The organism is Herbaspirillum sp. UBA812, from assembly GCF_002296545.1.
Lineage (GTDB): Bacteria > Pseudomonadota > Gammaproteobacteria > Burkholderiales > Burkholderiaceae_D > Herbaspirillum > Herbaspirillum huttiense.
On the sequence record NZ_DBIC01000024.1, the window covers coordinates 1 to 10416 of the forward strand.

At 63.2% G+C, this 10416-nt stretch carries 13 protein-coding genes; 9 read left to right on the plus strand and 4 right to left on the minus strand.

Going from position 1 to position 10416, the window contains the following annotated elements:
- Nucleotides 1-292 (plus strand): gamma-glutamylcyclotransferase family protein (locus B3873_RS01215; protein WP_286863646.1); only part of this gene is annotated, 292 nt, incomplete at its 5' end.
- Nucleotides 293-305: 13 nt separating this feature from the next.
- Here B3873_RS01215 and B3873_RS01220 read toward each other — a convergent pair.
- Together B3873_RS01220 and B3873_RS01225 are read right to left on the minus strand one after the other, a co-directional pair.
- Complete coding sequence (locus tag B3873_RS01220; RefSeq protein ID WP_286863653.1) at nt 306-737, minus strand: glutathione peroxidase; 432 nt, start codon at nt 735-737, stop codon at nt 306-308.
- A 139-nt stretch (nt 738-876) separates the two neighbouring features.
- Nucleotides 877-1905: a type IV pilus twitching motility protein PilT gene (locus tag B3873_RS01225; RefSeq protein WP_286863647.1), complete on the minus strand. Its 1029-nt coding sequence runs from the start codon at nt 1903-1905 to the stop codon at nt 877-879.
- Between the two features lie 72 nt (nt 1906-1977).
- Here B3873_RS01225 and B3873_RS01230 point away from each other — a divergent pair, with 72 nt between their 5' ends.
- The 4 genes from B3873_RS01230 (at nt 1978) to B3873_RS01245 (ending at nt 4612) form a co-directional block, all read left to right on the plus strand.
- The gene (locus B3873_RS01230; protein ID WP_286863648.1) at nt 1978-2679 is read left to right on the plus strand and encodes a YggS family pyridoxal phosphate-dependent enzyme; all 702 of its coding nucleotides are present in this window, start codon (nt 1978-1980) and stop codon (nt 2677-2679) included.
- An 85-nt stretch (nt 2680-2764) separates the two neighbouring features.
- A complete protein-coding gene (gene proC, locus B3873_RS01235; RefSeq protein WP_121043767.1) occupies nt 2765-3577 on the plus strand; it encodes a pyrroline-5-carboxylate reductase in 813 nt (270 codons plus the stop codon).
- The gene (locus tag B3873_RS01240) at nt 3577-4323 is read left to right on the plus strand and encodes a peptidoglycan DD-metalloendopeptidase family protein (RefSeq protein WP_286863649.1); all 747 of its coding nucleotides are present in this window, start codon (nt 3577-3579) and stop codon (nt 4321-4323) included. The genes proC and B3873_RS01240 overlap by 1 nt, the downstream gene beginning before the upstream one ends.
- 61 nt (nt 4324-4384) lie before the next feature.
- Entirely contained in the window at nt 4385-4612 is a 228-nt protein-coding gene (locus tag B3873_RS01245) for a hypothetical protein (protein ID WP_088755680.1), read from the plus strand.
- Nucleotides 4613-4619: 7 nt separating this feature from the next.
- Here the strand turns inward: B3873_RS01245 and B3873_RS01250 are convergent, their stop codons facing one another.
- Both B3873_RS01250 and ubiA read right to left on the minus strand, forming a co-directional pair.
- Complete coding sequence (locus B3873_RS01250; RefSeq protein WP_209534280.1) at nt 4620-5279, minus strand: thiopurine S-methyltransferase; 660 nt, start codon at nt 5277-5279, stop codon at nt 4620-4622.
- Between the two features lie 64 nt (nt 5280-5343).
- The gene (ubiA, locus tag B3873_RS01255; RefSeq protein WP_039786971.1) at nt 5344-6198 is read right to left on the minus strand and encodes a 4-hydroxybenzoate octaprenyltransferase; all 855 of its coding nucleotides are present in this window, start codon (nt 6196-6198) and stop codon (nt 5344-5346) included.
- A gap of 297 nt (nt 6199-6495) precedes the next feature.
- On the opposite strand from ubiA, the gene ugpB reads away from it, so the two are divergent.
- The 4 genes from ugpB to B3873_RS01275 all read left to right on the plus strand — a co-directional run.
- On the plus strand, nt 6496-7809 hold the full coding sequence (gene ugpB / locus B3873_RS01260; RefSeq protein ID WP_286863650.1) for a sn-glycerol-3-phosphate ABC transporter substrate-binding protein UgpB: 1314 nt from the start codon (nt 6496-6498) through the stop codon (nt 7807-7809).
- Between the two features lie 175 nt (nt 7810-7984).
- On the plus strand, nt 7985-8869 hold the full coding sequence (gene ugpA / locus B3873_RS01265; protein ID WP_039786977.1) for a sn-glycerol-3-phosphate ABC transporter permease UgpA: 885 nt from the start codon (nt 7985-7987) through the stop codon (nt 8867-8869).
- A gap of 52 nt (nt 8870-8921) precedes the next feature.
- Nucleotides 8922-9773, plus strand: coding sequence for a sn-glycerol-3-phosphate ABC transporter permease UgpE (ugpE, locus tag B3873_RS01270; RefSeq protein ID WP_034341291.1), 852 nt, complete (start codon nt 8922-8924; stop codon nt 9771-9773).
- 34 nt (nt 9774-9807) lie between these two features.
- Nucleotides 9808-10416 (plus strand): ATP-binding cassette domain-containing protein (locus B3873_RS01275; protein WP_286863651.1); only part of this gene is annotated, 609 nt, incomplete at its 3' end.

Here is a 10416-nt window from a genome sequence, read left to right on the forward strand (position 1 = left end):
CAGCGTGCAGTGCTGGCGGCTGGTGGCCTTGCCGCATTATCCGGCGCTGGTGTGGGAGCAGGGACCGTGCCGCATCGCCGGTGAAGTCTGGGAAGTGCCCGACACCATGATGGCGCAGCTGGATCGCTTCGAGGAAGTGCCGGTGCTCTACACGCGGCAGGAGATCGAGGTGGAGCTTGAAGCGCCGGACCCTGCGCAGCCGGGCCACTTGCTGATGGCCCATGCGTATTTCATGCCGGCCGCGCTGGCCGCTGCCGGGCGCGAGCTGCACGAGGGCTGCTGGCCGGCATGAAGAGGGGACTGGTTTATTCGGCCAGCAGCGTTTCGATATCGGAAATCATTTCCTCAGGGCGCGTCTGCGGCGCATAGCGCTTGAAGACGGTGCCGTCACGTCGCACCAGGAACTTGGTGAAATTCCATTTGATGGCCTTGCTGCCCAGGAGGCCCGGCGCTTCCTTCTTCAGGTACTGGTAGAGCGGATCGGCCTGGTCGCCATTGACATCGATCTTGGCGAACAGCGGAAAGCTCACGCCGTAATTCTTTTCGCAGAAGGCACCGATTTCCTCGGCATTGCCCGGCTCCTGCGCCCCGAACTGGTTGCAGGGGAAACCCATCACTTCCAGCCCGCGTGCGTGGAACTGGCGATGGATGGCTTCCAGGCCGTTGTATTGCGGGGTGAAGCCGCACTTGCTGGCGGTATTGACGATGAGCAGCACCTTGCCGCGCAGCTGTTCCAGCGGGAAGGGCGTCTAGTCGGCCAGCTGGGGCTGGAAATCGTAGAGAGTGGTCATGGATCGTTCCTTGAGGCTAGCATCGGTGTGGCCGCCATTCTAAACCGCTGTGCGCGGGCTTGCTTGGGGCCGCCCGTACGGGGGATCAGGCCTGCAGGCCGTGTTCGCGTGCGCTTGCCGCACTGATGCGTCCCTGTTGCACCAGCAGCGACAGGCTTGCCTGCAGCGTCTGCATGCCCTGCGCGGCACCGGCCTGCATGGCCGAAAGCAGTTGCGCGCTGCGTCCCTCGCGGATGAGGTTGCGCACCGCCGCCGTGGCCACCAGCACTTCATGGGCCGCCACCCGTGCGGCACCGTCAGCGGCCGGCACCAGGACCTGCGCGACCACGCCCTGCAGTGCCTCGGCCAGCAGGGCGCGCGCGGTGTCCTTCTCGCCTTCGGGGAAGGCATCGATGATGCGATCCACTGCGCGCGCGGCCGAGGCCGCATGCAGCGTGGCCAGCACCAGATGGCCGGTCTCGGCGGCGGTCAGGGCCAGGCGGAGGGTCTCCGTATCACGCAGCTCGCCGACCAGCAAGACATCCGGATCCTCGCGCAGCGCCGCCCGCAGGGCCTGCGCGAAACTGGCAACGTGGGTGCCGATCTCGCGCTGGCTGACCAGGGCGCGACAGGGCGTGTGCAGGAATTCGATGGGATCTTCGAGGGTGAGGATGTGGACCGGGCGCGTCTCATTGATGAGCCTGACCATGGCCGCCAGCGTGCTGCTCTTGCCCGACCCGGTCGGCCCGCTCACCAGCACCAGGCCATGCGGGCGGGTGGCCAGTTCGGCACAGGCGGGTGGGGCATGCAGTTCAGCCAATGCCGGCGGCTGCTGGCCCAGCGGGCGGATGGCTGCGGCCGGGCCGCGTTGCTGGTGGAAGGCGTGGATGCGGAAGCGGCCCAGTCCCGGCAGCGCCAGGGCGAAGTCGCAATCGGTCCCGGCGCGGTAGTGCGGTTGCAGGGGCGCGGGCATCACCGCCAGCAGGGATTGCTGCAGGTGAGCGCCGTCCAGCGGCTGCAGGTTGATGCGGCGAATGGCCCCGTGGACTCGCAGCAAGGGCGCGAGCCCCGCACAAAGATGCAGATCGGAAGCCTGATTCCTGACGGCAAATGCCAGTAGGGTGGCAATGTCCATTTATAATCCCGGCAAGGTTGGACCAACAATATCGTTATCTCCCTGCAGGCTGCCCCTTCCGGCTCCCGGATTATGTCGTCAATCGCTCAACACTTGCAACACGTGCAACAACAGATCGCCCAGGCCGCCGGCCAGGCCGGGCGGGTGCCGTCCTCGGTGCAGTTGCTGGCCGTTTCCAAGACCTTTGGACCAGAGGCGGTGGCCGAAGCAGTGGCCGCCGGCCAGCGCGCCTTTGGCGAAAATTATTTGCAGGAAGCGCTCGACAAGATCGCCGCGCTGCCCGCCCTGGTGCCGGATACGCCACTGGAATGGCATTTCATCGGCCCCATCCAGAGCAACAAGACCCGGCCCATCGCCGAGCACTTCGACTGGGTGCATTCGGTGGACCGTCTCAAGATCGCCCAGCGCCTGTCGGAACAGCGGCCTGAGGAACTGGGGCCGCTCAACATCTGTCTGCAGGTCAACATCAGCGCCGAAGCCAGCAAGAGCGGCCTGACCCCGGAGGAATTACCCGAGGTCGCGGCCCAGGTGGCGCAATTGCCCCGGCTGCGCCTGCGTGGCCTGATGGCGATACCCGCCCCCAGCGACGATATGAAGCAACAGCGCGCCGCCTTTGCAGCGGTTCGCGGCCTGTATGAACAATTGCGCACAGGCGGACTGCCGTTGGACACTCTGTCCATGGGCATGTCGGCCGACCTGGAGGCAGCGGTGGCCGAAGGGGCCACCATCGTGCGGGTCGGCAGCGCCATCTTCGGGGCAAGGCATTACGCGTGATGGCCCGTGAGGGGGCACGCGATTTGGCCCCTGTGAAGTTTTTTACCCAATCATCAAGCCTCAACACAAGACACAAGGAGCGGAAGTGAAGATAGCGTTCATCGGCGGCGGCAACATGGCAGCGGCATTGATCGGCGGACTGGCCGGCAAGGTCGCGGCGGCAGAAGACATCCACGTGGTCGATCTCAATGCCGATGCGCTGCAGGCGCTCAAGGACAAGTTCGGTGTGACCACCGCGCAGTCCATCGATGGCACCCTCGCCAACGCGGACGTGGTGGTGCTGGCGGTCAAGCCGCAGCAGATGCGCGAGGTGGTGGCCAGCTTGAAGCCCTTCATCGGGGCCCAGTTGATCGTCTCGATTGCCGCCGGCATCCGCATGGTGGACCTGTCGCGCTGGCTGGATGGCCACCAGGCCATCGTGCGCGCGATGCCCAATACCCCGGCCCTGATCGGCAAGGGCATCTCGGGCGTGGTACCGCATGCGCAGGTCTCGACCCTGCAGCGCGCCCAGGCCGATTCCATCCTCAAGGCCGTGGGCGAGACCCTGTGGCTGGACAGCGAAGAAAAGCTCGACGCCGTCACCGCCGTCTCCGGCAGCGGCCCGGCCTACGTGTTCTACTTCCTCGAAGCGATGGAGCAGGCAGCGGCCCAGCTGGGCCTGTCGCCGGAAGACGGCCTGCAACTGGCCAAGGCGACCTTCGCCGGTGCCACCGAACTGGCGCGCCGCTCCGATGAATCCGTGGCCACGCTGCGCGAGCGCGTGACCTCCAAGGGCGGCACCACCTATGCCGCGCTGACCAGCCTGGAGCAATCGGGCGTGAAGGGGGCTATCGTGCAGGCCCTGCAAGCCGCCGCCCATCGCAGCAAGGAGCTGGGCGACGAGTTCGGCAAGGCCTGATGGGACAGGCTGACCGCTTCCTGGGCCTGCTGGCGGCCTTGCCGCTGGCTTCCGTGCTGCTGCTGTCCGGCTGCGCCTCCACGGCCGACAGCGAGGGCTATTACACGGTCAAGCGCGGCGACACGCTCTACAGCATCGGCCGCGACTTCGACCAGAGCCCGGCCAACCTGCGCACCTGGAACCGCCTGCGCAATCCGGATGATCTCGAAGTCGGCCAGCGCATCCTGGTGCGTCCGCCGGCTGGAGTGGTGGCCCGTACCGGTGCCGGGCAGACGCCGCGTGCGTCCGCCTCTTCCGGTGCGGAGACCACACCGCGCAAGAACGCCGCCAAACCAGCGCCCAAGTCGCAAGATGATGACGATGCCCCGGCCCCGGCCGATGCCAAGCTGGACTGGATGTGGCCGACGCAGGGCAAGTCCGCGCCCAGCGCCGACAGCTACAAGAAGGGCATCGACATCACCGGTACCCAGGGCCAGACGGTGGTGGCCGCTGCAGCGGGCAAGGTGACGTATGCCGGGCATGGCATTCGCGGCTACGGCAACATGGTGATCATCAAGCACACGCCGCAGCTGCTGTCGGTGTATGCGCACAATGCGACGATCACGGTCAAGGAAGGCCAGATGGTCACGCGCGGCCAGCAGATCGCCACCATGGGCAACAGCGACACCAACAAGGTCAAGCTGTATTTTGAAATCCGCCGCAACGGCAAGCCGGTCAACGTGATGGCGCTGCTGCCGGCGCGTTGAGGCAGCGGCCGCGCATCTACGCGTGCCGCCCTTGACGCCATCTCAAGAATCAGGAATCCACATGGCCAAACTGGAAGACATCGTGCGCCGGCAGAAGACCGGCGCCACCTTCGTCATCAGCGCACAGATGCTGCAGATGACTCCGCGCGACTTCGATGCGTTAGCCCAGGTCTGGGACGACGAGGGCGGCCCCGGATTCAACGTGGCCGGGGTGCCGTTTCGGGTGGTGGTGGAGGGGGAGTTCCTCATCAGCCGGGTGACGGTGGTGAGGACGACGGCTGAGGTGTAAGGGGACGTCAGCCCTTGCGCTGCAAACGATAAACCACCGTATCCAGCGCCCGCAATCCGCGCTCCAGGAACTTGGGTTCCTTCTCCAGGATATCGCGCCGGTCGATGGCCACGGCGTCGCTATGGGGTGCGTACAGGCGCAGTACTTCTTCTTCGGCCACCGAGAACGGCGGCCCTTCCATTTTTTCCTGATCGTATTCCAGCGTGATCAAGAGGCTGCGTGCCTGCGCTGGCAGCCGTCCATAGATCTCTTCCACGTAGCGCGCACGCATGTCCGGGGGCAGGGCGATGAGGGCGGCGCGGTCATAGGCACCGGCACAGTTGGCCAGGGTGGCATCCTCCAGCGCGAAGATGTCGCCGCAGATCAGTTCGATCTGTCCCGCCACGTAATGGCGGCCCTGCGCGCTTTCATGCACTGCCGGGGTCAGCTGGTGCTCGCTGAAGAACTGGGTGATGGCCAGTTCCGACAACTCCACCCCCAGCACGCGATGGCCCTGTTCGGCCAGCCACAGCATGTCCAGCGACTTGCCGCACAAGGGCACCAGCACCGTGCTGCCGGCCGGCAGCGCCAGTTGCGGCCAGTATTTCTGCAGCAGCGGGGTCACCCGCGACTGGTGAAAGTGCGTGCGTCCGTCGCGCCAGCGTTCGAGCCAAAATTCCGCTTTCATCCCGTTTCCTTTGAATTTTCGCCAGGCAGCCGCAGGGCCTGCCTGTCATCAATGCATCAGCACATCAGCGCATCAGGTAATCCAGCGCGACACCGGCGAAGATCGCCGCACCCAGCCAGTTGTTGTTGTTGAAGGCCGCGAAGCAGCGCATGCGGTCGCGCTCGCGGATCAGGGTGTAGTGATACACGGCAAAGCCGCAGGCCACCAGCATGCCCGCCGTGAACCACAGTCCCAGTCCGTATTGCAGGCCGACCACCCAGATCAGCGCCAGCGCCACCACGTAGCACAGCATGATGGCCGCAACGTCGTAGCGGCCAAAGGTGATGGCCGAGGTCTTGATGCCGATCTTCAGGTCGTCGTCCCGGTCCACCATCGCATACTCGGTGTCATAGGCCACGGCCCAGAAGATATTGGCCACCAGCAGCACCCAGGCCGCCAGCGGCACGCTGCCGGTCACGCTGGCAAATCCCATCGGAATGCCGAAGCCGAAGGCGATGCCCAGGTAAGCCTGGGGGATGGCGAAGAAACGCTTGAAATACGGATAGCTGCCCGCGATGATCACGGCTGCCACCGACAGTTGCAGCGTGAGCGCATTGAGCGGCAGGATCAGCAGGAAGGACACCAGCGCCAGCACCCCGGCCACCATCAGCGCTTCCCACGATTTGATCTTGCCGGAGGTGAGAGGGCGCTGTTCGGTGCGTTTCACATGCCGGTCGAAGTCGCGGTCGGCATAGTCGTTGATGGCGCAGCCGGCCGAACGCATCAGCACCGTACCCAGCACGTAGATCACCAGGATGCGCCAGTCGGGAACGCCGCCCGAGGCCAGCCACAGTGCAATGAGCGTGGGCCACAGCAAGAGCAGGATGCCGATGGGTTTGTGGGCGCGCACCAGCAGCGCGTAAAGCCTGAGCCTGTCCATGGAATGTCCGCAAAATCGAAAGTCCGCATTATAATTCGCGTCGCCGTTTCCGCACTGTCGTGCTTTTCAAGGCTTGTTTGCTGATGAGCTGACAAAGTGCTGACAGTGAATGCGGTGTGCTACACATCAGCAGAACTTATAAAAACGAATTCTTATTTTCTGAGACATCCCCCGGGGTTTCGTGCTGCACGGCCACATGCATTTCTTTTGCCCAAAGCCTGCCGCAGGGCTAATGTAACGCGGCTGTCATGGAGCGTTGTTAGCATCAAAACCCCATTTTTCGAGAGGTTCCCTCTGATGAACATGATGAAAACGCTGATCGCGACCGGTGTCCTGGCGACGATCACTTCCTCTGCCTTCGCTGCAACCGAGATCACCTGGTGGCATTCCATGACCGGCGCCCTGGGCGAACGTGTCAACGCCCTGGCCGACGACTTCAACAAGACCCAGGGCGATTACAAGATCGTGCCGGTCTACAAGGGGACCTACGACGAATCGATGTCGGCTGCCATCGCCGCCTATCGTGCCGGCAATGCGCCCAGCATCCTGCAGGTGTTCGAAGTGGGCACCGCCACCATGATCTACGCCAAGGGCGCGGTCAAGCCGGTGTATGAAGTGATGCAGCAGGCCGGCGAGAAGTTCGACCAGAATGCCTACGTGCCTGCGGTGGCCGGTTACTACTCGACCCCGAAGGGCATGATGTCCTTCCCCTTCAACAGCTCCACCACCATCATGTTCTACAACAAGGACATGTTCGCCAAGGCCGGCCTGGATCCTGAAAAGCCGCCCGTCACCTGGCAGGAATTCGTCGGCATGGCCGCCAAGATCAAGGCCAGCGGTGCATCGTGTGCTTACACCACGACCTGGCAATCCTGGGTGCATTTGGAATCGTTTTCAACCTGGCACAACGTTGAGCTGGCCACCAAGAACAACGGCTTCGGCGGCCTCGATGCCCGTCTGAAGATGAACAGCCCGCTGCACGTGCGCCACATCGAGAACCTGTCGAACTGGGTCAAGCAGGGCTACTTCACCTACGCCGGCCGCAAGGACGAGGCCAATGCCAAGTTCAATGCGGGCGAGTGCGCCATCATCACCGGTTCGTCCTCGGCCTATGCGGATATCCGCAAGAACGCCAAGTTCAAGTTCGGTGTGGCCACCCTGCCGTATTACAACGACGTGCAGGGCGCACCGCAGAACACCGTCATCGGCGGTGCCTCGCTGTGGGTCATGAACGGCAAGAAGAGCGACGAGTACAAGGGCGTGGCCAAGTTCTTCAGCTACCTGTCCAAGCCGGAAGTGGCCGCCAAGTGGCACCAGGACACCGGCTACCTGCCGGTCACCAAGGCCGCCTACGAGCTGACCAAGAGCTCCGGTTTCTATGAGCGCAACCCGGGCACCGACGTCGCCGTCAAGCAGATGATCGTCAAGACCACCGAGAAGTCGCGCGGCCTGCGCCTGGGCAATTACGCCCAGGTTCGTACCGTCTTCGACGAGGAACTGGAAAACGTCTGGACCGGCAAAAAGACCGCCAAGGAAGCCCTGGACTCCGCCGTCAAGCGCGGCGACGAACTGCTGGCCCGCTTCGAGAAGGCCAACAAGGGCAACCAGTAAGTCTCATCAGCAACACCTCCCGTCCCGCCTGAACGCGGTGACGGGGCAGGAACCGGCGTTGTACTCCGTGATCGCGGAGCGCAGCGCCGGCTTCCGTTTTGGGATGTCGGCAAGCTGACCTCCGTTTCCGATTCATTCAACTTCTGCGGCCAGGCGATCCCTGGCTGGAACGATCGTGGAAAAACGCGCGCGATTCACTTCGAAGTGGTTGCCTTATCTGCTGGTGGCACCGCAGATCATCATCACTTTGCTGTTCTTTTTCTGGCCGGCCATCCAGGCCTTGTATCAGTCCATGCTGCTGCAGGATGCCTTCGGCGGCTATTCCGAATTCGTCTGGTTCGACAATTTCAAGACGCTCTTTGCCGACCCGACCTATCTTGAATCCTTCCGCACCACCGCGCTCTTCTCGGCGCTGGTGGCCTTCTTCGGGCTGGCGCTCTCGCTGCTGCTGGCGGTCTTCGCCGACCGCGTGCGCCGGGGCGCTTCGGTCTACAAGACCTTCCTGATCTGGCCCTATGCGGTCTCGCCGGTGGTGGTGGGGGTGCTGTGGATGTTCCTGCTGAGTCCTTCGCTGGGCATCCTCTCTCACGTGCTGGCCTGGCTGGGTTTGCCGTGGGATTACATGATCAATGGCACGCACGCCATGATTCTCATCGTCGTTGCCGCCATCTGGAAGCAGATCAGCTACAACTTCCTGTTCTTCCTGGCCGGCCTGCAATCGATTCCCAAGTCGCTCATCGAAGCGGCGGCCATTGATGGTGCGGGGCCGGTCAAGCGCTTCTTCACCATCGTCTTCCCGCTGATCTCGCCGACCACCTTCTTCCTGTTCGTGGTCAACGTGGTCTATGCCTTCTTCGATACTTTCGTCATCGTCGACGCCACTACCCACGGCGGTCCCGGCAAGGATACCGAGATCCTGGTCTACAAGGTCTTCACCGATGGCTTCAAGGGCGGCGATCTGGGCGGCTCGGCGGCGCAATCGGTGGTGCTCATGGCACTGGTGATCCTGCTGACCGTGGTGCAGTTCAAGTACGTTGAAAAGAAGGTGCAATACGCATGAAGCCCGTCGCCATGAACGCTTTCCTGATCTTCCCAACTGAAGAGGTGGCCGCATGATCGAACGCCGTCCCGTCCTCGATTTCCTCAGCCACGTGGTCCTGGTGCTGGGTGTGCTGATCGTGTTCTTCCCGCTGTATGTCGCCTTCGTGGCCAGCACGCAGACCGCCGAGCAGTCGGCCCTGTCGCCGCTGTCGCTGGTGCCGGGCGGGGAATTCATCAACAACTACAGCGCCGTGCTCTTCAAGGGCGCGGCCGGGCAGGTGACCGCACCGCCGGTGCTCAACATGCTGTGGGTGAGCCTGGCCACGGCGCTCATCATCGCCATCGGCAAGATCTCCATTTCCATGCTGTCGGCCTTTGCCATCGTGTATTTCCGTTTTCCGGGGCGCGGGCTGTTCTTCTGGATGATCTTCGTCACGCTGATGCTGCCGGTGGAAGTGCGTATTACGCCAACCTACCAGGTGGTGTCCGATCTGGGCATGCTCAACAGCTATGCAGGCCTGAGCGTACCGCTGATTGCCTCGGCCACGGCCACCTTCCTGTTCCGCCAGTTCTTCCTGACGGTGCCCGATGAACTGGCCGAAGCTGCGCGCATCGATGGGGCCGGGCCGCTGCGCTTTCTCAAGGATGTGCTGTGGCCACTGTCGCGCACCAATGTCATCGCGCTGTTCGTGATCATGTTCATCTATGGCTGGAACCAGTACCTGTGGCCGCTCATCATCGCCACCGACACCAGCATGTATCCCATCGGCATCGGCATCAAGACGCTGATCTCCGGCGGTGATTCGGCGGTGGAGTGGAACCTGGTGATGGCCACCATGATCCTGGCCATGCTCCCGCCCGGGCTGGTGGTGGTGGTGATGCAGAAATGGTTCGTCAAGGGCCTGGTTGATTCCGAGAAATAATTTATATCATTCCGAGAGTTAGAGACTGACAATCATGGCAGCAATCCATCTCAAGCAAGTCCGCAAGACCTATGGCGCCGGCACCAAGGCGGTCGACGTGATCCATGGCATCGATGCCGACATCGCCGATGGCGAATTCATCGTCATGGTCGGGCCCTCGGGCTGCGGCAAATCCACGCTCCTGCGCATGGTCGCCGGGCTGGAAGAGGTCAGCAGCGGACAGATCGTCATCGGCAAGCGCGTGGTCAATGACCTGGAACCCAAGGAGCGCGACATCGCCATGGTGTTCCAGAACTATGCGCTGTATCCGCACATGACGGTGTACCAGAACATGGCGTATGGCCTGAAGATCCAGGGCCTGTCCAAGACCGAGATCGACGAGCGCGTGCAGCGTGCGGCCGCCATCCTGGAACTGGGTGCGCTGCTGGAACGCACGCCGCGCCAGCTCTCCGGCGGCCAGCGCCAGCGCGTGGCCATGGGCCGCGCCATCGTGCGCAAGCCGGCCGTGTTCCTGTTCGACGAACCGCTCTCCAACCTGGACGCCAAGCTGCGCGTGCAGATGCGGCTGGAAATCCAGAAGCTGCATGCCAGCCTGCGCACCACCAGCCTCTATGTGACCCACGACCAGGTCGAGGCCATGACC

What these genes read in the sequence shown, in the direction of transcription:
- B3873_RS01240 (WP_286863649.1), top strand. Translation starts at nt 3,577, where the DNA reads ATGGGACAGGCTGACCGCTTCCTGGGCCTGCTGGCGGCCTTGCCGCTG.
- ubiA (WP_039786971.1), bottom strand. Translation starts at nt 6,198, where the DNA reads ATGGACAGGCTCAGGCTTTACGCGCTGCTGGTGCGCGCCCACAAACCC.
- ugpE (WP_034341291.1), top strand. Translation starts at nt 8,922, where the DNA reads ATGATCGAACGCCGTCCCGTCCTCGATTTCCTCAGCCACGTGGTCCTG.
- B3873_RS01225 (WP_286863647.1), bottom strand. Translation starts at nt 1,905, where the DNA reads ATGGACATTGCCACCCTACTGGCATTTGCCGTCAGGAATCAGGCTTCC.
- B3873_RS01245 (WP_088755680.1), top strand. Translation starts at nt 4,385, where the DNA reads ATGGCCAAACTGGAAGACATCGTGCGCCGGCAGAAGACCGGCGCCACC.
- B3873_RS01230 (WP_286863648.1), top strand. Translation starts at nt 1,978, where the DNA reads ATGTCGTCAATCGCTCAACACTTGCAACACGTGCAACAACAGATCGCC.
- ugpB (WP_286863650.1), top strand. Translation starts at nt 6,496, where the DNA reads ATGAACATGATGAAAACGCTGATCGCGACCGGTGTCCTGGCGACGATC.
- B3873_RS01250 (WP_209534280.1), bottom strand. Translation starts at nt 5,279, where the DNA reads ATGAAAGCGGAATTTTGGCTCGAACGCTGGCGCGACGGACGCACGCAC.